A 22091-nucleotide genomic window follows, 5' to 3' on the forward strand; every position below is an offset into this window, starting at 1 on the left:
TTTTGATGAAAAACCCAATCGAAACTGAGCGTTTACTATTGCGCGAAGTAATTGCTTCAGATCTTAATGGAATGTTTGAGTTAGATTCTAATCCGAATGTTCATATTTACATTGGAGGGAAGCCTGTTACTACTATTGAACAGAGTGCAGTATACATTGAAAATCTTCAGCAGCAATACAAAGATTTTGGAACTGGACGCTGGGCAGTAATTCTAAAAGAAACAAATGAGTTTTTAGGTTGGTCTGGAATTAAATTTATTACCGATGAAATCAACAACCATAAAAATTTCTATGAAATTGGTTATCGTTTTATAGAGAAACATTGGGGAAAAGGATATGCAACCGAAGCTGGAAAAGCTTTTATAGAGTATGCTTTTAATAATTTAAAAGCTGATGCTGTTTATGCCTATGCAGATGCTGGCAATGATAACTCAAGAAAAATACTAGAAAAATTAGGTTTACGTTATGTAAATTCTTTTGAGTATCAAGAAGAACTAGAAGTTTGGTATGAGTTAAAGAACCCAAACGTATAGTTTGTAAGAAATGCGTCCCAAATCTTTGAAAGCTTAAAGATAAAGTTTGCAAAGATTTGGAAAACGTAGTTTCTTAAATTATTTTTTAGCTACAGAAACAAAATATTTATTTCCGTCACCCATTGTCAATTTAACACGCTCGTCGCAAAGGTCGATTGCAAAATTAGCGCTTTCGTAACAGCTGCAAGTTGTGTTTTTATCTTTAGACATTTCAGTTTTACAATTATTGTTTTTAAATGTCGCCAATTGCGGTGTATATAAACTTACTAAATCAGTTGAAGCTGTTACTAATGAAATAATACTTGCTGAGTTATTATTTGTAATTCTGTAAACAATTCTATCAGTATAGTTTACTTCGTTTACCGTTACTTTACGAATGTAGGTATAAGCTGTTGATCCTTCACCTGGCTCTTTTACTTCAAATTTAAATCCAACAGCACGAATGGCAATATCAAATTGAGACTGCGAATTTAAGCTCGCCCAAGTTGTTAAGGTACTAATAGACGGAAATGGATTTGCAGCAGGAGTATTAGTTTGCGCCTGCGAACTAAAAATGGTTAAGAACATTAAGCAGATTGTGGGTAAAAATGCTTTCATAATGGAATTTGTAATTTTTAATTTTTGCCTACTCTTTCTGGTTTTCGGCGTTCCCATGCTTTTTGTAACAAAACAACAACATAACGATTGAATTTCAAAATAGTTATGCTCGAATTGTTATAATATTAGTAATAACGGTCATTTATTTTAGAATCTTAATTAAATCTCGCAAAAGACTTAAACAAAGTTAAATGTAAGAAAATTTTAAGCCAATACTTGAAAAAAATGCGCTTTACCGATGTAATTTGCACTTAATCGATGTTTTTGTCATTTTATTCTTATTGAATCCCGATTTTGTTTTTTTACAATTAATTATGCCTGCGATTTGCGATATGATTAATTAAGACGATTTTAAATAGGTGTTTAATGCAAAATATTGATATATAGTGTATTATTGATTTTATTTTAAAAAATATTGTACGTAAATTTGCAAACTCTTTAAAAGAGATATAAATATAATATCTTACTGCTTAAAACGTAGTGTGTTCCCATGGAAAATGAAAAAAAGTTGCTTTTTATACGCTTGGATGTAAACTGAATTTTTCAGAAACGTCTACAATTGCCAGAAATTTTAATGACGAAGGATTCGACCGCGTCGATTTTGAAGATGTAGCAGACATTTATGTAATCAATACTTGTTCTGTAACAGATAATGCCGATAAGCAGTTTAAGCAGGTAGTAAAGAAAGCAATGAAACTTAATGATAAGGCATTTGTTGCAGCCGTGGGATGTTATGCGCAGTTGAAACCTGAAGAGTTGGCAAATGTTGACGGAGTTGATTTGGTACTTGGAGCTACAGAAAAGTTTAAGATTACAGATTATATTCATGACTTAAGCAAAAATGATATGGGTGAAGTTCACTCATGCGAAATTGCTGAAGCTGATTTTTATGTTGGAAGTTATTCAATAGGAGATCGTACTCGAGCTTTCTTGAAAGTGCAAGACGGCTGCGATTATAAATGTACGTATTGTACAATTCCTTTAGCAAGAGGAATTTCAAGAAGTGATGCTTTAGAAAATGTATTGCAGAACGCCAAAGAAATCTCGGCTCAAAATATTAAAGAAATTGTTTTAACTGGAGTTAATATTGGAGATTACGGAAAAGGAGAGTTTGGAAATAAAAAACATGAACATACTTTTCTAGAACTTGTTCAGGCTTTAGATAAAGTTGAAGGTATCGAGCGTTTAAGAATTTCATCCATCGAACCAAACTTGTTGAAAAATGAAACGATAGAATTTGTTTCAAAAAGCCGCACTTTTGTGCCTCATTTCCATATTCCGTTACAATCAGGAAGCAATGATATCTTGAAATTAATGAAACGCCGTTATTTACGTGAAGTGTATACTGAACGTGTGAATAAAATTCGTGAAGTAATGCCTCATGCTTGTATAGGAGTTGATGTAATTGTTGGTTTTCCAGGAGAAACAGATGAGCATTTCTTAGAAACCTATCATTTCTTAAACGAAATGGATATTTCGTATTTACACGTCTTCACCTATTCTGAAAGAGATAATACAGAAGCTATAGATATGCCTGGAGTTGTTCCTGCAAATGTAAGAGCAAAAAGAAGCAAAATGCTTAGAGGTTTATCAGTAAAAAAACGTCGTGCCTTTTACGAAACCCAATTAGGAACAAACAGAACAGTGCTTTTTGAAGGAGAAAATAAAGAAGGTTATATTCATGGTTTTACAGAGAATTACGTAAAAGTAAAAACACCATGGAATCCTGAATTAGTAAATACGCTGCAGGAAATTAATTTAACTAAAATTGATGAAGACGGAAGCGTTCGTTTAGAGTTTATAAATAAATTGGCCGAAGCTTAAATTTTTTAAAGTAATCCGAAGTTATCATATAGTTTGTCATTTCTCCTCATTCGAAATGATAAAAAAACAACAAAGCCCTTTATAAAAAAGGGCTTTGTTGTTTTAAAACATCTTATTTCTGATTTTCAGGAATTACCAATTTCAAAGAATTGATATAATCGGTGTCAAATTCAATAACTCTGATTTTTTCTGGATTAAAACTTAATTCTCCGCCAAATTGACCTTTTGTATCCAAGAAATCAATTATAAGTTCTTCATCATTTAAAGAAATCAATTTTCCTAAATAAGCTGATTTTGCTGATTTTTTAGAGATCTGAAAAATACCATGTTTATTGTTGATGAAATTTAAAATCGAATTCAAATCCCGAATCGGAATAATATCTTCGGCATTTGTTTTTAAACCTTTTAAGCGAATCACTTTTTCTATAAAAGCCAAATCCTGATCTCTGTGAACAGCTTCGATATTTTTGTTTTTCAAAATGACAAAACCATCCAAAATATAATCAACTGGATTATTTCGGAGCAGAATCCAATCATCAGAATAGTCAATAAGAAATCCTGTAAAAATTTCTTTTTATCCTGAAATTCTATCGCTATTAATTGTCTTAAATATTGTTCCATCATATATTTTCTAAAAATTCCATCCCGATAGCTTCGGGATAGAGTTTAATTTTTAAGGGTTGGTTGACCAAATACTGCTGTTTTTTATAAATACTCTGCGGTTTAGTTTTAACTGTGCAACAACTAATTCTGCAATATCTTCAGACTGCATTACCTTTTCAGGATTCCCATCAGTTAAGTTCAAATCTTTTGCCATGTCTGTCGCAACAGTGCTTGGAGTTAAAGCAGTAACACGTATGTTGTGTTTGCGCATTTCCTGCATTAAAGAATCCGTTAAACCTAAAACTGCAAATTTAGAAGCACTGTATGCACTTGTTAGAGCATTACCGTTTAAACCAGCTGTTGACGAAATATTGATAATATCTCCACTTTGTCTTTCGATCATGTTTGGAATTACGGCACGTGTTGCATAATAAGTTCCCATTAAATTTACCTGAATGATTTTTTCAAAAGCAGCAGGTTCTAGATCAAGGAATTTTCCAAAAGAAGCAATTCCTGCGCTGTTGATTAAAATATCAATATGTTTAAACTCAGTTAGTGCTTTTTCAACGGCACTATTTATAGATTTAATGTCCGATACATCTGCAGAAAGAGCTAAAGATTTAACCCCTAAATCATTCGTTTCATCTGCCAATTGATCAACATCTGCTTGAGTTCTTGAAACCAGAATTACATTTACACCTTCTTTTGCCAAGGCAATTGCAATTGCTTTTCCAATTCCTTTTCCAGCTCCTGTAATAAGAGCATTTTTATTTTTTAAGCTTGTCATGATTTATTGTTTAGAAATGCCGAAAGCATCATTTTAAGTCTTACAAAAATAAAGCTTTTGTAAACTAAAATGATGCTTTCAAGTATTTTCTTAATCTAAGTTTAACAACTTTGTTATTCTTTCAAAACCATGTCTATACACATTACGGCAGCAAGAATTAATTGTCTAAGGGAACTGTCTGATGCTACATTGTCTTCAATTTGAAGCACATAATTGTCAGCACTTGTAAAAAACTCTTTACCTAAACCAGCCCATTTTTTACTTACTTGAGCAAGTTGTTTGTTTTCGTGAGAAAATTTAAAGTCCCAACCCGTCCATTTTCCTTGTAATGTCGCAACAGATTTTTCATTTTTATCCATGATTTCAAACTTCCCGCCAATAGAAAAGAACTTTTGTTTAAAGGTTCCTACTAATCTGTCTTTCTCATCAAAAATTTCAACTGTTGAGCGAAACACTGCAATACCTCGTTTTACTGAGATTAATTTTTCTCCAGAAGCCGTTGTAATTTCAACATTAAAAGGAGTCATTCTTTTATAATCTGTGAAACGCAGCATTTTTGTGAAAAAACCAAGATTGTTCTCACGGCAATTCATAGTTATTTGATTCGTTTCAGGATTGTAAATATCATAATTATTAGCAGCTTTAAACATTCCGACATGTTCTTTTACTAAAAATAGATTTTGGCTTAAAATTGGGTTCATACGTTTTTTAAAAAAATTAGTGTTTAGATTTTAGAACCCAAATGTAATAAAATATTTATTAATTATACTGCTTTGAAGTCTCTACAAGACGGATAAATTCAGCTTTATAACCATCGCCGTCATTTGAAATTCCTTGTTTGGCTAATTTCACGATTTCTTCTGATGATTTGTCAGCAATCAATTTAGAATCTCTTAATTTCAATCCAAACCAAGCCACAGCTGAGCTGAATTTTAAATCATCGCTCGCTTTATCTAAAGCAATCGATTTGTTATCAATAACCTGAACCATTTCTATACTTTTATCGCCGTCAGGTTTTTTATAACGGAATTTTATTGTCGCCAGTTCGCTGTTGTAATTAGCAGAATTAGTTTCCGTTTTAGTGTATTTTAGATCATCCGGCTGAACATTTAAATAATCGCTTTTTACGCCGGCTGGAATAATTTCATACAAAGCTGTAACCGTATGATTACTTCCTAATTCTCCTGCATCAATAGCGTCATTTTTAAAATCCTCTGGACGAAGTTTTCTATTTTCATAACCAATCAAACGATACGCTTGAACTTGTTTTGGGTTAAATTCGATTTGAATTTTTACATCTTTAGCAATGGCAAACATTGAACCTTTAAATTCTTTTCCTAAAAAACGATTGGCTTCCTGAATATTATCAATGTAGGCATAATTTCCGTTTCCTTTATCCGCTAAGATTTCCATTTTGCTGTCTTTGTAATTTCCCATTCCATAACCCAGACAAGTTAAGAAAACACCAGTTTTTCTTTTCTCTTCGATTAATTTTTCCATATCAGAATTAGAAGAACTTCCCACGTTAAAATCACCGTCAGTTGCTAGAATCACGCGATTATTGCCATTTTTAATAAAATTCTCAGATGCAATTTTATAAGCAAGTTCAATCCCTGCTCCGCCGGCAGTACTTCCTCCGGCTTCTAATTTATCAAGCGACTCAATTATTGTTTTTTTCTCATCTCCAGAAGTTGGTTTCAAAACCATTCCTGCAGCGCCTGCATAAACTACAATTGCAACTTTGTCTTTTGCACGTAATTCATTTACCAATATTTTTAAAGATTGTTTTAATAAAGGCAGTTTATTCATATCGCTCATCGATCCTGAAACATCAATTAAGAAAACAAGATTTGAAGCTGGTAAATTATTGGTTGGAATGTTTTTTCCCTGCAAACCAATTTTCAGAATTTTGTTTTTTGAATTCCAAGGCGAGTCGCTTACTTCAGTGTTAATAGAAAACGGATGCTGATCTTTTGGCTGTGGATAATTGTATTTAAAGAAGTTTACCATTTCTTCTACACGTACAGCATCTTTTGGAACTTCTTGCCCATTGTTCAAAAAACGTCTAATATTAGTGTAAGAAGCATTGTCAACATCAATAGAAAAGGTAGAAAGCGGGGCCGTTTTTGGGCTTTCAAAAGTATTCTCAACAAAAGTTTCATAATCTTCCTGAGTTGGTTGAGCTGGAATTGGTCTAATAATGTTTAATTTTTTGTCTAATTCTTTTTCCGAAAGATTTTTGTAAAGTTCATTTTTGGTTACAATTACAACGGCTCCATTTGCAGCTTTACTGCCATAAAGAGAGGCAGCCGATTCGTCTTTTAGAACTTTCACTTCATCAATATCATTCGGATTAATTTTTGCCACTTGATCTGCTTTTACAGGAACTCCATCAACAATGTACATAGGTTCATTTTTAGGAGAAATTGATTCAACTCCACGCATAGCAACACTTGGAGCTGCGAGATATTGGCTATTTAATGGAATTGGAACACCTGCCGACGTACCGCGAATCATCATTATGGATCCTGTTGTCATTTTCTTTTTTGTAGAAGCATAAGCTGTTGTAACAACTTCTTGCAGTTGGTTAGCACTTTCTTTCAATGTAACATTAATTACATTCGAATTTTTTACAACAACATTTTCAGTATTCATTCCAATAAAACTAAAAACGAGAATGTCTCCTTTCTCAGCTTTAATAGTATATTTTCCGTCAAAATTGGTGACAGCAGATGTTTTTGATTTTTTAATAAAGACGTTAGCGCCGGGAAGCGGAGTAGAATTTACATCTGTTACTGTTCCTGTGATTGTTCTTTGTTGTGCTATGGTTACGAAACATATAAGCATAGCAATGGCTGATGAAATAAGTTTTAGACTTTTCATGATAGTAAGTTTTAAGAATTAATGTTCGGATTTAGCTTTGTCAAAGCTGCAGACTTTGACAAAGCTTAGAGTTATTTTTTCGGAGTAGGTCTTCCTGTTTTTGTCGTAATTATGACAACTCCTTTTTTACCTTTTTCGCCATATTTTTCTGTAGCTTCAAGGTCTTGCAAAATGGTTATTGTTTTAATGTCCTGTTTGTCTAAAGGCGCATATGGGCTTGTTGGGTTATTGCCAAATAAATCATTTTCTGAATAATAAATTCCATCGATGATGTACAAAGGTTCATCAAGAACTACAAGAGAATCTACGTTTTCTGGATTTAGATTCGGAAGCTCATCCTGCATCATTTTGTCTTTTTTGACATCATCACTATGAGCCATTGCATTTCCATTTAAAATAACCAAAGGCTTGCTTTTTTTTGCACTTTGAAATTGTTTTGCACCATAAGCGACTTTAGCCGATTCTCTGGCTTTTGAGTATCTAGCTGCTGAGACTGTTTCTTCTTTTGCAAATGCGGCATTATCTTGTTCTTCAGCATAATTTTGCTGAACTGGGGCAGCAAGTGCAGGACCTGAACCAACAGGTTCTGTATAAACTATTTTATCTGCTAAAGGCACTATTGATTGTGCATTTGGAGCAGCTTCTTCATGAATGGCAACAGCTTCTTGTCCTTTATTTTGTTTTTCTAAAATTTTAGCAGCTTCTTCATTTGAAATAAGCCCAGAAGCAGAAGCAGGAATTGTGTTTTCTTGATTTAAAACAGGTTCTTTAGATTTTTGTTTTTCTTGAATCACCACTTTTGGAGCTTCAGTTACAGTATTTTTATCTGAAAGAAAAAATTGGGAACCTAAAGAAATCAATAAAAGAAGAGAAGCAGCAACAGCAATTTTTTTCCACAATGCGATTGTTTTTTTATCCTCTTTTTTGTCCAGTTTTTCTTCAACGCGCGACCAGACCTTTTCCATTCCGGGAAAGTCTTTAAACTCGGCATTTTGCGAAGCTTGTTTTATTTTATCTAATAATTTATCTTGATTGTCCATGACTATTTTGCTTTTTGATAATAGAGTTTATTAACCAGTTCTTTTAATTTGGTCTTTGCGGCATTCAATTGTGATTTTGAGGTGCCCTCGGAGATCTTTAGCATTTCGGCTATTTCTTTGTGTGCAAAACCTTCAATAACAAAAAGGTTAAATACTGTTTTGCAGCCGTCTGGAATATGGTTTAATAAATTAAGTAAATCTTCTTCTTCCAACGTAGTTAATTCATCTGTTGAAGGCTGCGAAATCAACTTAACATCATCTAGATACATATTGAAGTTAGTTTCTTTTCTAATGGTCGCTAAGCAATGATTTACCGTTATTCTTCTTGCCCAAGCTTCAAAAGCATAGGCTTCTTTCAATTGATCCAGTTTAGTGAAAATGGTAAAGAAAGAATCTGCTAAAGCTTCTTCGATTTCTTCTTCCTTTTTTAAATATCGTTTGCAAAGGCGGTACAGTTTTGGCGCCATGTATTCGTACACCTGACGCTGGGCATCACGATGCATTTTTTTACAGTTTGCTATTTGAGTCTCGTTTATCACAATTGTTGTCTTTCTTATATAGAGAGAGAAAAAGATAAAAAGGTTGGGACAGGGGTGAAAAAATATTAAAATATTTTTTTTAGGGTCAAAGTTACAAAGCTACAAAGGCTCAAAGGTTTTATTGTAGAGACGCACCACAGTGCATCTCCATATTATTATTTTAATCGAATAGTTTTTATTTAACTGGCAGCGTCAACTTATAAATTTTAGTTTCTAAAAGTTCTGTATCATTATCTTCGCAAAGCAAGAATTCAATTTTATTGTTTTCTTTTTTGTAAAAAGTTAAACCTTCAAATTTATTAGTTGAAGTAATTTTTTGAGTAAAATCTATTTTCATGGTTTTCTGATCGATTCGGCCAATGAAACTTCCTAAGATTTCCCCGTCATCGTAAGTTGATTTGGTATTTTCGACTGTAGAAAGAAAATAGATTTTGTCTTCGACTAAAATAGCATCAGTAAAACTGGAGCGAATACCTTTTATTTTTGGAAGTTTATAATTAACCGAAATTAAAGCAAATTCTTCACCAAGATTTTTGGCGTGAATAGTAAAAATGGTGTTTTTGTTTGAAACTCCATTGCCGCGATTAAACAAATACCAGTTTTCGCCGTCGAAAATAGAACCTTCTAGATTGAAATCTTCGGGTTTTATTTCCCCAAAATTTTGCATTAAACCGTATAAATCGACCAAATTATTCTTTTGTAAAACAGTTTTAGATTTAAGGTCGAACTCAATCATTTTGTTTCTGTTTTCAGTAGAACCTGAGCCAAAAACATACAAAGTATCATTATGATTTGTGAGCGACTCAAAATCTGGTTTTAAGTTTTTCGGGATATTCTGTGTAGGATTGTCAATTAAAGCGTGTTGGTTTAATTTCTGATTCTGCATATTGTATTCGTATAAGAATCCGCTGTTGTCGCCAATTACATAAAGGGCATCATTATTATAAAATAATCCTGATGCTGAACCGATTCCTATAATTTGAAATAATATTTCTAATGTAAATTTTTCCATTAATGTTGTTTTGAAAAGTATTGCAATGAATAACAAGAATTTGCTTCGTAAAATTACTATATTTATGATACAAAAAACTAAAAAAGATGAAATCAATAGACCCGAAAGATTTTAAAGTTACGGATAAAATCAAACTAAGTAAACTTCCTACTTTGTTAAATATTGATGCTGATGACGATGAAAAGGAAGAGAAATTGGATAAGGTTCAGGCGAAATTAAGTGATTTGCAAGACGTAATGTATGCTCATAATAAGTATGCGGTTTTAATTTGCCTTCAAGGAATGGATACGTCAGGCAAAGATAGTTTGATTCGGGAAGTTTTTAAAGAATTTAATCCGCGTGGAGTAGTGGTGCATAGTTTTAAAACTCCCAATTCAACAGAGCTGGAACATGATTATTTATGGCGTCATTATATTGCTTTACCTGAAAAAGGAAAGTTTGCCATTTTTAATAGAACCCACTATGAGAATGTTTTGGTAACGCGCGTGCATCCCGAATATATTTTATCGGAGAATTTGCCAGATATAAAATCGATAGATGATATTACGCCTAAATTTTGGGAAAATAGAATTGAGCAGATTAATAATTTTGAAAAGCATATTGCTCAAAACGGAACTATTGTCATGAAATTCTTTTTGCACTTAAGTAAAGACGAACAAAAGAGTCGTTTATTACGCCGCTTAGAAGAAGAGAAACACCATTGGAAATTTTCTCCAGGCGATTTGAAGGAACGCGAACATTGGACAGAATATCAGCAATACTATGAAGAGGCAATAAATCAAACCTCTACAGATTATGCGCCGTGGTACGTAATTCCTGCTGACGATAAGGAAATGGCACGCTATATTGTGGCAAAAATTATTTGGGAAGAAATGCAAAAACATACTGATATTAAAGAACCCGAATTAGACGATAAAATAAAAGCTAATTTTGAAATGTATAAAAAAGCATTAGAAAATGATTAATTAGATAATTAGATCATTTTTTTAATAATGAACCCGATAGGTCTTTAAAAACTTGTTGGGTTTATTTTTTGAAGTCACATTTTAAACAAGAATAGTTTAGTTAAGACAGCTAGATAATAATTATTTAATCCGTTTGTCAAAACACTAATGTAGTTCATCAAACTAATTTTAATAGTGATTTAGGTTTGTGCTCCTTTGCATCAAATTATAAACATTATTATCATGAACATGTACAAATTATTATTGTTGACGACAGTTTTTATTTTCGGATTAGTTTCTTCTAAGATTAATGCACAATCTCCTTTCCCTATTCATATTGGAATTAAGGGCGGATCTAATTATTCGGAGCTTCCAGTTTCAGATGGATATAAATCAAAATATGCCGTTGGTTATTTTGGAGGAGCTATGGCGCGATTTGATTTTAAGAGATTCTATATTCAGAATGAAATATTGTATAGCGAGAAATCTTCAGAAATCGAAAGAACGACTTCAACAGGGGCTAAAAATGCAAAATGGAAAAGTCTTGAATTGCCTTTGCTTATTGGTTACAAAGTAATTGATCTTGCGACTTTGAATGTCAGAGTATTTGGAGGCGGGGTTTATTCTTATGTTTTAGATGAAAATTTTTCGTCATTGAATCAGTTAAAAGATTCGTATAAGAAATTTGATAAATCGAATATTGGATATCAGGTTGGGGCAGGAGTTGAGGTTTGGAAATTTACTATTGATTTAACGTATCAAGGCGGATTAAATAATGTGAGTAAAGATTTCAGCTCTAAACCAAATTCGTTTAATGTGGGAGTTGGATATTTTTTCTTGTAACTTCACTTTTTATCACGCAACTCTATATACAGCAAAGAATCTTTTTGGTTCTTTGCTGTTTGTTTAAAAAATATCGAGTTAATTTTGAATATAAATTTTCTTATAAATTATTTAGATGGTTACAAATTATAAAAATAGGCATTGGATATTTTTGGTCTTTTTTTGGAGCTTATTAGGTATGACGATCTGGGCGCAGATGATCGAAGATTACGATTTTTTGACGGCTACGATTCAGGCTGTTTTGGTTTTGGTTTGTTCTGCCATTTTAGCTCATATTTTGAGTGATGTTATATTGCCCAAAGCACTAAAACAAAATAAAATGAACTGGTTTGCAGTACAAAGCGTTATTGTCGTACTGCTTTTGGCATTTTGTCTGTCATTGATTTATATTGTTTTTTCAGATTCAGTTTTGAGAAGCAAAATATATCCTAAAGAAGCAGATGTGGATTCTCTTCATTTTTTGTGGACACGATTTTACGGCAATATTCCATCAGCGATTTTAATTTGTGGTACTGCTTGCGGACTTCGATTTTATCAGGAACATAATGTCATCGAAAGAAATCACGCGCAATTGCAGCAAATACATCTTGAAGCTCAAATCAAAATATTGCAAGATCAGATTAATCCGCATTTGATGTTTAATATCCTGAATCATATTCATATTCTAATGCAGAGTAATGTAAAATTGGCGTCTGTTTTATTGGTTCAGTTTTCGGATATTTTGCGCTATCAATTGTATGAATGCAACAAAGAATATGTGCCGCTGCATCTCGAGATTAAATACTTGAAAGATTTAATTGCCGTTGAAGAAACTCGATGGGGGAATGAATTAGAAGTAAAAAGCAAATGGAATATAGAAGACGGGCAGCTTCAAATTGTGCCATTACTTTTGGTTCCTTTAATAGAGAATGCTTTTAAACATGTTTCCCGGCTTCCAAACCAAAAAGGTTATGTTCATTTATCATGCGAACAGATAAACGATCAATTGAATTTTAGAATCGAAAATTCATATACAGAACAATATAAAATACCGTCTAAAAATCAAGGTTTAGGGCTTGAAAACGTCAAGAAAAGACTGTCAATCCAGTATCCAGAAAAACATCAATTTAATATCAATAAAACCGATTCTGATTTTACGGTTACAGTGACTTTAGATTTAAAATGATTTTACTTTTGCCATAGATTATAAGGATTAAAAAGATTTTATTTTTGCCACGAATTGCACGAATTAGCACGAATTTTTAATCTGTAGAATCTTAACATATTGCTTTGTGCTCTTTGCGGTTAAATTTTTTGCCACAGATTATCAGATTAAAAGGATTTCAAAAAAAATCTGCTAAATCTGCGGGAAACAAAAAAACACCAAAATTAAAAAAACTATGAACATGAAATGCCTCGTTATAGACGATGAACCTATCGCAAGAAACGGAATCGTAGACTTTATTTCTAAAATTGATTTTCTAGAAGTTGCAGGCACTTGCGCTTCGGCATTAGAAGCAACTTCTTATCTTCAGGAGAAGCAAATCGATTTGATGTTTTTAGATATCAATATGCCTTACCTTACCGGATTAGAGTTTCTGGAAGCATTAGATAATCCGCCTTTAGTGATTTTTACGACAGCATATTCAGAATATGCTTTAGATGGATATCGTTTGCAAGTGGTTGATTATTTATTGAAACCAATTACATTTCAGCGTTTTTATCAGGCTTCGCTAAAAGCAAAACAATGGTATCAAATGATTCAATCTCCAAAGCAAAATCGCTTGGATCCGTTTTTATATGTACGCCAGGAAGAAGGATTTCAGAAAATTTCTTGGGTTGATATTTTGTATATTGAAGGAATGCAGAATTATGCAAAACTTCATTTTAAAGATAAAGTGCTGGTAATTCATCAAACCATGATTTCATTAGAAGAAACGCTTCCTGCAGAGTTTTTCTTTAGAATTCATAAATCTTTTTTAGTAAATATCACCCACATAGATTCGGTTTCTGGCGGACGATTGTTTATAAAAGGACAAGAACTACCTATTTCAAGAACACGCCGTGAAGCATTGTTGAAAGAGGTAGTGTATAAAAACTTATTAAGCCGATAGCATTAGAATTTCCATTTTAAAGCCACAGCTCCATAAAAAGTAGTTGTGAATCTTGGATCGGCTATGTCTTTTTCTTTAAAAATGTCTTTAATTTTTCGGCTGTTGGTCGAGAAATTTCGAACAATAGTGCTTCCCGCTGTAGGTTCTAGTGTCCAATGTTTTCCTAGTTTTACCTGAGGTCGCAATCCTGCAATAATTTGCTGATATCCTAATAACATCGATTTATTTCCAACCCTTGTTTCGGCGGTCATTCCGCTTATTTCTGCAACGGCTTTCAAATCAAAATTGTCAGACATTCTGTAACCCAACTCTAAACCTTCTGGAAACGCAACTTTAAAATGTAAAGCTCCTCTAGATTCCCAATTAAAGTAAATTCCTGGCAGAACCATCGGAACACCAAAACTATTGGTTAAAACGGGTCCCATACCAAAAGCCAAATTAGGATTGAATTGTTTGATAAAAAGAACGCCACCTTGTATCAAGACATCATCTTTATTAATTTCGACCATATCGGTATAAACACCAACGGACAACATTTTCAATAAAGACCAAGAGGGTGAAAGAGAGCGTAAATGTTTAATACCAATTTGTGTATTAAGCATTTCATCTGGAAATCCTCCTTGAAATTCTGGTGGCAGAGATTGAATTTCATAATTTTTATTCTCCATTCGAGCATAACTTCCATTAACAAAAATAGACCACAGCCTTGGATGATTGTATTGATCCATTTTTAAAGATAATGGAACTTCAAATGCGATTTGAGCGCGCTTAAAATTACTTTCAGCATTTGTTTTGGTGCTGTCCATTGGTCGAACATATTTAGAAAAGGGAACATAATCGACTTTAAATTCTCCTGAGATTCCAGATTGCGCCCTTGTGGCAACAGAAAGCAATAAAAAAAGTAAAACTTGTGATAGATAAAAAACTGTCTTGTTCATGATTTGATTAATTTTTTGCGAATTACCGCCTTCTAAATCAATCCTAAAAAATCATTTGACTAATGACACTTCTCTTTTGACCAATGGTAAAAAAAACAAAGCCCGACAGACTATGAAAACTGTCGGGCTTGTTACCAAAAACAAAATAATAAATTAAACCTTTCCTTTTATAATTTAAAACCATAAGCTAAGCGCAACGCCACTTGGTTTGTATTGAATTTGTTATAGTCTTCATAGCGAACACTAATATCAATGTACTTATTGGCGTATCCAATTCCCGGCGCCCATAAAAAAGTAGTATCGTTATAGCCATTTGTTACGGCAAAACCAGCACCTACTTCACCTAAAACATAAAATTGGTCTTCCCAGACAAAAGCTTTAAAACCAGCTTTAGCAGGGATGAATCCAAGATCTTTTACTTCAACTCCATTTTGATCTTTCATAAACAAGTTTGTAAAACCTGTAGTTAAAGTCAACGATGTTTTTTTAGATAAATCGTATTGTAAACGAACATCTCCACCAAGCGACCATCTGTAATCATTGTCAGTTGGTATTCCGCCATTCACACCAAATCCTAATCTAAAACCTTGATCGTAATTTTTTGTTTCACTGTCTTGAGCGAAAGTGGTATTGGCGTATAAAAAAGCGAAAGTCGCTATGCATAACATTTGTAATTTTCTCATGACAATTTTTTTTGAATTTTTAATATTGTAAAAGTAGGATCAAGGCCTTTGGAGCTTGTTATATAATTTTTAAAAATCGTTACATAATATTGCGTTTAGCCAAATTTCGCCTTAAAATTGGCTTATCTTTTTATTAATAGAATAGAATTCGAAGCTTCTGATTATCTTTGCACACTAAAAAAGAATAGAAGTGAATTTAAAGCAGTACACCAAAGAGTTTTCATACAATTTAAAATTAGCGTATCCTATAATTTTAGGAATGGTTGGGCATACCTTAATTGGTATTGTTGATAATATAATGGTGGGAAAACTAGGAAGTACTGAACTGGCAGCCGTTTCTCTTGGAAACAGTATGATTTTTATAGCAATGTCTTTAGGAATTGGTTTTTCTACTGCTATTACTCCGATTGTAGCCGAAGGCGATGCCGAAAAAAATGATACTAAAATTAGATCCGCTTTTCATCACGGATTATTTTTATGTACCATTCTAGGATTGGTTCTTTTTACGGTAATTATGTTTGCAAAACCTATTATGGAATTGCTGCAGCAACCAGCAGAAGTAATTGTTTTGGCAAAACCGTATTTGGGATGGGTTGCTTTTTCGTTGATTCCGCTAATTATGTATCAAGGATACAAGCAATTTGCAGACGGATTATCATTGACAAAATATTCTATGTATGCCATGATTATGGCAAATGTACTGCACGTAGGAATCAATTATGTGTTGATTTACGGAATATGGATTTTTCCAAAAATGGGAATTATTGGTGCAGCTTTAGGAACTGTAATTTCAAGGATTTTCTTGGTTATGTTTATGCATATCATGCTTTCTAGAAGAAATGATTTAAAGCGTTTTTTCAAGAATTTCAGCTTTCAGGAAATTAAAAAAGCTACCATCAAAAAAATTATAAGTATTGGATTTCCATCAGCAATGCAAATGCTTTTTGAAGTTGTATTGTTTACAGCGTCAATATGGCTTTGCGGAAATATTGGTAAAACGAGCCAGGCAGCCAATCAAATTGCTTTAAGTCTTGCTTCGATGACATTTATGTTTGCCATGGGATTAAGTGTAACTTCGATGATTAGAGTTAGTAACCAAAGAGGATTACAAGATTATAAAAAACTAATTGTTGTGGCGCGTTCTATTTTTTTGCTTGCCATTATAATAGAAACGTTTTTTGCGATATTGTTTGTTGTTTTTCACGATTATCTGCCTTACATTTTTTTAAACATGGAAAACGGCGGACAGCTTATGGATAACACAGAAGTGATAAGCATTGCATCAAAGCTACTTTTAATCGCAGCAGTTTTTCAAATTTCTGATGGAATTCAGGTAGTTGTTCTTGGTGCTTTACGTGGTTTACAAGATGTAAAAATCCCAATGTATATCACTTTTGTTGCCTATTGGATAATTGGTTTTCCAATTTCATATTACTTAGGCGAACATACTGAATGGAAAGCACAAGGTGTTTGGATTGGACTTTTGGCAGGATTAACAGCGGCGGCAATTTTTCTATTCATGCGCTTTCACTATTTAACTAGGAAATTAAATACTAATTCAGTTTCAAATACTTAAATTTGAGCACAAAATAAGAATCTGGCACGGATTAAATGACTTAAACAAATAATAAATCCTTTAATCTTTACATCTCGATAACTTCGGGAAAAACGAGAAAATAAAAACAAAATAATAAATAAATAAAAATGGAATTACCTAAATTTTTACTTGGAGATAATACTGATTTTCCAGATGATATTTTTATCATTCACCTTGATTACCCTAGATTTATAATCAATCTAAAAGATGATGAGGTTGAGTTTATGGAAGAAGCCGAAGATCTTGATGAAGCTGAGTTAAATGCAGAAATGGAAGGTTTGATTGTTTTGGCAAATGAGTTCTATGATCGAGAAATAGATCGTTACGAAGAGTAGAAACACACTACCCGTGTTTCTTCAAATTTTGCCTTAATCAAAAAAGTTTAAATCATCTAATGAAAAATTTACGTTACTTAAAACCTATAGTTAATTTTATTTTAATCGGATTACTGATTACTACTTTAAGCCGAATCTTTTTATTTTTTCTATTTAAAGAGAGAGTAGTAGAAACGCCAAATTTCTGGTACATTTTTCCAATCGGTTTGCGAATGGATTTGATTTTACTTTGCTATTTGTCATTTCTGCCAGCCGTTTTGATTACTTTTTTACCGAATAAATGGCTTAAGTTCACCAATAATTTTTTGGTGATTTATAGTTTTTTATTCCTGTTTCTGATTCTTTTTGTAGAATTAGCTTCACCTGATTTTGTAAAACAATACGATACACGTCCCAATAAAATTTTCTTAGATTACCTTATTTATCCAAAAGAAGTTGTTGGAATGCTTTTAAAAAGTTATCTGACTTCCATTATCGTGACTTTTATAATTCTTGGAGTAGTTATTTATTTTGCTTTCAAAAAAGGGAAAAAATATTTTCATACAACAAGTACTCAATATAAATTCAAATTAATGGTTTTTCCATTACTAGCATTTTTATTGTTTTTTGGTGCACGTTCAAGTCTTACTTCAAAACGTCCTATCAATGCCAGTAATGCTGTTTTTTCAACAGATCAATTGACTAATACTTTAGGATTAAACTCATTTTATACAGTTGCTTTTGCTGCTTATTCGATTAAGAATGAAGGAAACACAAAAATGTACGGTAAAATGGATGAAGCCGAAGCAATCGCTCGTGTGAAAAAATACATGATTGCTGGTCCAAACGATTTTACAGATGCTGAAATTCCTTTTCTTCATGTACAGCAGCCAGATTCTGTTATGAAAAAGCCATACAATTTGGTGATCTTTTTACAAGAAAGTTTAGGTGCTGAATATGTTGGAATTTTAGGAGGAAAACCTTTGACACCAGAATTTGATAAATTATCAAAAGAAGGACTATTGTTTACCAATTTGTATTGTACAGGAACAAGAAGTGTTCGCGGAATTGAAGCTGTTGTAACTGGATTTTTACCATCACCGTCAGAAAGTGTGGTAAAACTTGGAAACTCGCAGCAAGGATTTTTTACGCTTGCAGATGCTTTAAAACAAAAAGGATACGATACAAGTTTTATTTATGGAGGAATGGCCAATTTTGATAATATGGCGTCGTTTTTCAACGGAAATGGTTTTCAGGATATTGTAGATCAGGAAGATTTTGAATCTGACGGAAATAAATATGCTTTTAAAGGGACTTGGGGTTATTCTGATGAAGATTTGGTTACTAAAGCTAATAATTACTTTAAGGCAAAAGGCGATAAACCATTTTTCTCTTTAATGTTTTCGACTTCAAATCATGAACCTTTTGAATATCCTGCAGGTAGAATAAAACCTTATGATACAAAACCTGCAACGGTAAACAATGCTATGAAATATGCCGATTTTTCGATTGGAAAATTCTTTGAAATGGCTAAAAAAGAGCCTTATTTTAAAAATACAATCTTTATTGTAATTGCGGATCATAATACAAGAACGTACGGGAAAAATTTAGTACCAATAAATAAATTCCATATTCCTGCATTTATTATGGGACCTGGAGTTCCAAAAGGTGCTGTTTATAATAAATTAGCAAGCCAAATTGATATTCCGCCAACATTACTGAGTTATTTAGGACTTCCTTTCGAAACTCCAATGGTAGGTAGAAACCTAAGTAAACTTGATGAAAAGGTACAAGGAAGAGCGATTATGCAGTTTAATGATATTAATGCATTTAGAGTTGAAAATCAGGTTGTAATTATGCAGCCCAATTTAAAACCTCTTCAGTTTGAAGTTAAAAATGATACGACTTTAGTTCCTGTAAAATTAAACGAAGAATTGGCAAAAGATGCCTTGGCACACGTAATTACGGCGGGTAATTTGTATAAAGAAAGCAAATATAAGCTGAGAAAAAAATAGTTTTAAAAGAGGTACAAAGGAACAAAGAAGCAAAGGTTCAAAGAAACAGAGTTAATGACTTTGTTACTTTGAACCTTTTTACTTTTATGAATTTAGACAAAGAAAAGACAAGCTAGGAGAAAACCTGGGTCAAACGTAAAAGTTGGAGATTAGGCAAAAATATAGCCCGTGGTTTCAACCACGGGCTATATTTGATAAGAAAAAACCTTTGTCTCTTTGAACCTTTGCTACTTTGAACCTTTATTAAAATATAATTTTAATAAACCCTGTGCAGCTGTAAAAGGTGAAATTTCATTATTTTGAACTGCTTTTTTGTTTTGCTCTAAAAGGGAGATAATTTCAGGACTGTTATAGAAATTTTGCTTTAATTGTTCGTTTATTGTTTCCATCATCCAAAAATGATTTTGTTCCTTTCTTTTCTCTTGAAAAAATCCTGTTTTTTTGTTAATTCGAAATACTCAGAAATTGTATTCCAAATATCTAAAATTCCATCTCTAGTTATGGCGCTGCAAGTAGTTACTTTTGGCTGCCAGTTTGATTTTTTGGGTGGAAATAAATGTAAAGCTCTGTTGAATTCCAGTTTTGCCTGATTTGCTTTCTTGATATTATCGCCGTCTGCTTTGTTAATTACAATCGCATCTGCCATTTCCATAATACCGCGTTTAATACCTTGTAGTTCATCGCCGGCACCAGAAATTTTCAATAAAAGAAAAAAATCTACCATGCTGTGAACAGCGGTTTCGCTTTGACCAACGCCAACTGTTTCAATAATTATAGTATCAAAACCAGCAGCTTCACATAAAATTATTGATTCACGGGTTTTGCGAGCCACACCGCCTAAAGTTTCTCCAGATGCACTTGGGCGTATAAAAGCATTTTCGTCTTTTACCAATTCCTCCATGCGGGTTTTATCACCCAGAATACTTCCGTGTGAAATAGAACTGCTTGGATCAACAGCCAGCACAGCCACTTTTTTTCCTGCCTGTGTTAGGAAAGTTCCAAAAGCTTCAATAAAAGTACTTTTTCCAACTCCGGGAACTCCCGTAATTCCTATTCGGACAGATTTATTTGCATGAGGCAGGCAGCCGTTTATAATTTCATTTGCTTTCTCAGAATGTTCAGGATTTGTACTTTCTACAAGCGTAATGGCACGGCTGAGAGCCGTTCTATTTCCAGAAAGAATTCCAGAGATTAATTCGCCGGCAGAAGGTTGTTGTCTGCGTTTATTTTTAATTTGATTAATAGCCGAAACATTGGTGATTTCGGGAGGTGAAATTCCAGCTTTTTCAGTTAAATTACTCGACTGTTTCTTTAAACTTGACAAAATACTTTTTTAATAACGTAAAAGTACTGAAAACAAAAACAGTTTCAAAAAGTTAGTTTGCCACGAATTACACGAATTTACACGAATTTGTTATCATATTTTTTTCTTCCCGAACGAAGTCGAAGGGCATGCCAGTAACTCTGCAATCAAAATAGACAAGCTTTGTCGAGCTGCTTGTGTGTCCTTCGACTTCGCTCAGGATGACGAACGTGTTATTAGCTAAAAAAATAATTCATGTAATTCGTGGCAAAAAAACTTAGCAGCTTAGAACCTTAGTTTCTTAGAGCCTTTAAAAAAAATTAATATCCAGCTGTAAATCGTACTTGATGATGTTTTGGGTTTTCAACTTCATCAGCGATAACAACTGCCAGATCCTCTACAGATAAGATGCTTCTTTGTTCGTCATTAAAAACAGGGTTTTCTAGGCCTAAACGATATTTACCAGTTCTTCCTGTTTTAGTTCCCGCATGCATTTCAAACGCTGGACTAAAAAATACCCAGTCTAAATCTTTTTCTTCTTTAATTATATTTAAGTAGTTTCTAGCTGCATTTGCGCCATTAAAGATTTCCTTTGGAAAATCTGGAGTATCTACTGCTTGTAAATCTGGTGCAACAAATAAACTTCCCGCACCTCCAATGGTAATAAAACGTTTTACACCTGATTTTTTTACTGCTTCTTGTATTGCCTTTGATCCGTTTAGGAAATCATCATAAATATTAGGATTCGTCCATCCTGGATTAAAAGCATTTACTACAACATCGTGTCCTTTTAAAGCTTCTGCCAAAGCATCAACATTAAAAACATCCGCTGCAATCCAAGTTGCATTTGTACTGTCTTTTGGATTTCGAGCAATTGCCGAAATATCGTGTTTTCTATCTGCTAATTCGTTTAAGATGGCTGAGCCAACAAATCCTGTAGCTCCAATAATTGCGATTTTCATAATATATAAATTTATTTAGTAATAAAAAATGTTACAGTTTAGGATAAAAAAATAGTTTTAAAATTGGTTCGAAAAATCTTCAAGCGAAATATTTTCTAATTGTGCGCTCACTTTCTGATTCATTTCTCTATATAAATCAGCTAGATTTTGATTGATTTTTTTTCCAACAGGACAATCTGGGTTAGGTTCATTTTTTGCATACCCCAAATTAATAGTTTCAAAAGTCATTTCAAAAATCTCTTTTAAAGTCAATTTCGCTGCATCTACGGCCAATTTTGTTCCGCCATTTTTTCCTTCTTTACTTTCTACAATATGATGTGCTTTTAGGTTTGCGATTTCTTTTCGAACCAAAACAGGATTTAAATTGATACTGCCGGCAATAAACTCTGATGATAAATAATCATTAGGGAATTTAGTCAGCAAAGTAAGAATGTGAATCGTTATGGCAAATTTACCTGAAATCATACTGTAATAAAATATGTTACAAATATAAAAAGCTTTGACGGAATAAAAAAGATTTTAACTAAAAATTAATTTTTGAATGAAATGAGACTGATGTTTTAAAATAAAATGATTTGAGA

General features: G+C 32.9%; 20 protein-coding genes and 2 pseudogenes. 9 read left to right on the top strand and 13 right to left on the bottom strand.

Annotation, left to right across the window (positions count from 1 at the left end; genetic code table 11):
* Positions 1 to 5 precede the first annotated feature (5 nt).
* Positions 6 to 533: a GNAT family N-acetyltransferase gene (locus tag BOW55_RS02980; RefSeq protein WP_129022913.1), complete on the top strand. Its 528-nt coding sequence runs from the start codon at positions 6 to 8 to the stop codon at positions 531 to 533.
* Positions 534 to 611: 78 nt separating this feature from the next.
* Here BOW55_RS02980 and BOW55_RS02985 read toward each other — a convergent pair whose 3' ends face one another.
* The gene (locus BOW55_RS02985; protein ID WP_089053087.1) at positions 612 to 1130 is read right to left on the bottom strand and encodes a hypothetical protein; all 519 of its coding nucleotides are present in this window, start codon (positions 1128 to 1130) and stop codon (positions 612 to 614) included.
* Between the two features lie 501 nt (positions 1131 to 1631).
* Between BOW55_RS02985 and mtaB the strand changes: the two are divergent.
* A pseudogene (gene mtaB, locus BOW55_RS02990) lies at positions 1632 to 2954 on the top strand (tRNA (N(6)-L-threonylcarbamoyladenosine(37)-C(2))-methylthiotransferase MtaB); the annotation flags it as partial.
* Between the two features lie 112 nt (positions 2955 to 3066).
* On the opposite strand, the gene BOW55_RS02995 reads toward mtaB, so the two are convergent.
* The 7 genes from BOW55_RS02995 to BOW55_RS03025 all read right to left on the bottom strand — a co-directional run bounded on the left by BOW55_RS02995 (position 3067) and on the right by BOW55_RS03025 (position 9818).
* The gene (locus BOW55_RS02995) at positions 3067 to 3432 is read right to left on the bottom strand and encodes a hypothetical protein (RefSeq protein WP_241686455.1); all 366 of its coding nucleotides are present in this window, start codon (positions 3430 to 3432) and stop codon (positions 3067 to 3069) included.
* A 195-nt stretch (positions 3433 to 3627) separates the two neighbouring features.
* Complete coding sequence (locus BOW55_RS03000) at positions 3628 to 4344, bottom strand: 3-ketoacyl-ACP reductase (RefSeq protein ID WP_129022915.1); 717 nt, start codon at positions 4342 to 4344, stop codon at positions 3628 to 3630.
* A gap of 113 nt (positions 4345 to 4457) precedes the next feature.
* A complete protein-coding gene (locus BOW55_RS03005) occupies positions 4458 to 5045 on the bottom strand; it encodes an LURP-one-related/scramblase family protein (RefSeq protein ID WP_129022916.1) in 588 nt (195 codons plus the stop codon).
* Between the two features lie 58 nt (positions 5046 to 5103).
* Positions 5104 to 7227 carry a VWA domain-containing protein gene (locus tag BOW55_RS03010; protein WP_129022917.1) on the bottom strand — a complete coding sequence of 708 codons (2124 nt, stop codon included), beginning with the start codon at positions 7225 to 7227 and terminating at the stop codon, positions 5104 to 5106.
* A 71-nt stretch (positions 7228 to 7298) separates the two neighbouring features.
* On the bottom strand, positions 7299 to 8267 hold the full coding sequence (locus BOW55_RS03015) for a hypothetical protein (RefSeq protein ID WP_129022918.1): 969 nt from the start codon (positions 8265 to 8267) through the stop codon (positions 7299 to 7301).
* Positions 8268 to 8269: 2 nt separating this feature from the next.
* A complete protein-coding gene (locus BOW55_RS03020) occupies positions 8270 to 8770 on the bottom strand; it encodes an RNA polymerase sigma factor (RefSeq protein WP_089053088.1) in 501 nt (166 codons plus the stop codon).
* Between the two features lie 211 nt (positions 8771 to 8981).
* Positions 8982 to 9818, bottom strand: coding sequence for a hypothetical protein (locus BOW55_RS03025; protein ID WP_129022919.1), 837 nt, complete (start codon positions 9816 to 9818; stop codon positions 8982 to 8984).
* An 86-nt stretch (positions 9819 to 9904) separates the two neighbouring features.
* Between BOW55_RS03025 and BOW55_RS03030 the strand changes: the two genes are divergently transcribed.
* From BOW55_RS03030 to BOW55_RS03045, 4 genes are all read left to right on the top strand, one after another.
* A complete protein-coding gene (locus tag BOW55_RS03030; RefSeq protein WP_129022920.1) occupies positions 9905 to 10783 on the top strand; it encodes a PPK2 family polyphosphate kinase in 879 nt (292 codons plus the stop codon).
* Positions 10784 to 11005: 222 nt separating this feature from the next.
* On the top strand, positions 11006 to 11605 hold the full coding sequence (locus BOW55_RS03035; protein WP_129022921.1) for a porin family protein: 600 nt from the start codon (positions 11006 to 11008) through the stop codon (positions 11603 to 11605).
* A 115-nt stretch (positions 11606 to 11720) separates the two neighbouring features.
* Positions 11721 to 12770, top strand: coding sequence for a sensor histidine kinase (locus BOW55_RS03040; RefSeq protein WP_164974995.1), 1050 nt, complete (start codon positions 11721 to 11723; stop codon positions 12768 to 12770).
* 214 nt (positions 12771 to 12984) lie between these two features.
* On the top strand, positions 12985 to 13698 hold the full coding sequence (locus BOW55_RS03045) for a LytTR family DNA-binding domain-containing protein (protein ID WP_206733583.1): 714 nt from the start codon (positions 12985 to 12987) through the stop codon (positions 13696 to 13698).
* A 2-nt stretch (positions 13699 to 13700) separates the two neighbouring features.
* Here the strand turns inward: BOW55_RS03045 and BOW55_RS03050 are convergent, their stop codons facing one another.
* Positions 13701 to 14636, bottom strand: coding sequence for a DUF6268 family outer membrane beta-barrel protein (locus tag BOW55_RS03050; RefSeq protein WP_129022922.1), 936 nt, complete (start codon positions 14634 to 14636; stop codon positions 13701 to 13703).
* Between the two features lie 167 nt (positions 14637 to 14803).
* Positions 14804 to 15319: a hypothetical protein gene (locus BOW55_RS03055; protein WP_129022923.1), complete on the bottom strand. Its 516-nt coding sequence runs from the start codon at positions 15317 to 15319 to the stop codon at positions 14804 to 14806.
* Positions 15320 to 15509: 190 nt separating this feature from the next.
* Between BOW55_RS03055 and BOW55_RS03060 the strand changes: the two genes are divergently transcribed.
* The 3 genes from BOW55_RS03060 to BOW55_RS03070 all read left to right on the top strand — a co-directional run bounded on the left by BOW55_RS03060 (position 15510) and on the right by BOW55_RS03070 (position 19245).
* A complete protein-coding gene (locus tag BOW55_RS03060; RefSeq protein ID WP_129022924.1) occupies positions 15510 to 16895 on the top strand; it encodes an MATE family efflux transporter in 1386 nt (461 codons plus the stop codon).
* Positions 16896 to 17023: 128 nt separating this feature from the next.
* Complete coding sequence (locus BOW55_RS03065) at positions 17024 to 17251, top strand: hypothetical protein (protein WP_129022925.1); 228 nt, start codon at positions 17024 to 17026, stop codon at positions 17249 to 17251.
* Positions 17252 to 17310: 59 nt separating this feature from the next.
* Positions 17311 to 19245, top strand: a complete 1935-nt coding sequence (locus tag BOW55_RS03070) for an LTA synthase family protein (protein ID WP_129022926.1) — start codon at positions 17311 to 17313, stop codon at positions 19243 to 19245.
* A 227-nt stretch (positions 19246 to 19472) separates the two neighbouring features.
* Here BOW55_RS03070 and meaB read toward each other — a convergent pair.
* From meaB to BOW55_RS03085, 3 genes and pseudogenes are all read right to left on the bottom strand, one after another.
* A pseudogene (gene meaB, locus BOW55_RS03075) lies at positions 19473 to 20569 on the bottom strand (methylmalonyl Co-A mutase-associated GTPase MeaB).
* Between the two features lie 299 nt (positions 20570 to 20868).
* Entirely contained in the window at positions 20869 to 21510 is a 642-nt protein-coding gene (locus BOW55_RS03080; protein WP_129022927.1) for an NAD(P)-dependent oxidoreductase, read from the bottom strand.
* Positions 21511 to 21567: 57 nt separating this feature from the next.
* Positions 21568 to 21975 (bottom strand): Rrf2 family transcriptional regulator, encoded by a 408-nt coding sequence (locus tag BOW55_RS03085; RefSeq protein WP_129022928.1) that lies wholly within the window; start codon positions 21973 to 21975, stop codon positions 21568 to 21570.
* Between the last annotated feature and the right edge of the window lie 116 nt (positions 21976 to 22091).

The sequence above is a fragment of the Flavobacterium sp. YO12 genome, from assembly GCF_004119495.1.
GTDB lineage: Bacteria > Bacteroidota > Bacteroidia > Flavobacteriales > Flavobacteriaceae > Flavobacterium.

Excerpts from the sequence above, each read along its gene's own strand:
- BOW55_RS03085 (WP_129022928.1), bottom strand. The coding sequence starts at position 21,975 with ATGATTTCAGGTAAATTTGCCATAACGATTCACATTCTTACTTTGCTG.
- BOW55_RS02980 (WP_129022913.1), top strand. The coding sequence starts at position 6 with ATGAAAAACCCAATCGAAACTGAGCGTTTACTATTGCGCGAAGTAATT.
- BOW55_RS03055 (WP_129022923.1), bottom strand. The coding sequence starts at position 15,319 with ATGAGAAAATTACAAATGTTATGCATAGCGACTTTCGCTTTTTTATAC.
- BOW55_RS03025 (WP_129022919.1), bottom strand. The coding sequence starts at position 9,818 with ATGGAAAAATTTACATTAGAAATATTATTTCAAATTATAGGAATCGGT.
- BOW55_RS03000 (WP_129022915.1), bottom strand. The coding sequence starts at position 4,344 with ATGACAAGCTTAAAAAATAAAAATGCTCTTATTACAGGAGCTGGAAAA.
- BOW55_RS03045 (WP_206733583.1), top strand. The coding sequence starts at position 12,985 with ATGAACATGAAATGCCTCGTTATAGACGATGAACCTATCGCAAGAAAC.
- BOW55_RS03010 (WP_129022917.1), bottom strand. The coding sequence starts at position 7,227 with ATGAAAAGTCTAAAACTTATTTCATCAGCCATTGCTATGCTTATATGT.
- BOW55_RS03015 (WP_129022918.1), bottom strand. The coding sequence starts at position 8,267 with ATGGACAATCAAGATAAATTATTAGATAAAATAAAACAAGCTTCGCAA.
- BOW55_RS03040 (WP_164974995.1), top strand. The coding sequence starts at position 11,721 with ATGGTTACAAATTATAAAAATAGGCATTGGATATTTTTGGTCTTTTTT.
- BOW55_RS03065 (WP_129022925.1), top strand. The coding sequence starts at position 17,024 with ATGGAATTACCTAAATTTTTACTTGGAGATAATACTGATTTTCCAGAT.
- BOW55_RS03035 (WP_129022921.1), top strand. The coding sequence starts at position 11,006 with ATGAACATGTACAAATTATTATTGTTGACGACAGTTTTTATTTTCGGA.
- BOW55_RS03030 (WP_129022920.1), top strand. The coding sequence starts at position 9,905 with ATGAAATCAATAGACCCGAAAGATTTTAAAGTTACGGATAAAATCAAA.
- BOW55_RS03005 (WP_129022916.1), bottom strand. The coding sequence starts at position 5,045 with ATGAACCCAATTTTAAGCCAAAATCTATTTTTAGTAAAAGAACATGTC.
- BOW55_RS03080 (WP_129022927.1), bottom strand. The coding sequence starts at position 21,510 with ATGAAAATCGCAATTATTGGAGCTACAGGATTTGTTGGCTCAGCCATC.
- BOW55_RS03050 (WP_129022922.1), bottom strand. The coding sequence starts at position 14,636 with ATGAACAAGACAGTTTTTTATCTATCACAAGTTTTACTTTTTTTATTG.
- BOW55_RS03070 (WP_129022926.1), top strand. The coding sequence starts at position 17,311 with ATGAAAAATTTACGTTACTTAAAACCTATAGTTAATTTTATTTTAATC.
- BOW55_RS03020 (WP_089053088.1), bottom strand. The coding sequence starts at position 8,770 with ATGCATCGTGATGCCCAGCGTCAGGTGTACGAATACATGGCGCCAAAA.
- BOW55_RS02985 (WP_089053087.1), bottom strand. The coding sequence starts at position 1,130 with ATGAAAGCATTTTTACCCACAATCTGCTTAATGTTCTTAACCATTTTT.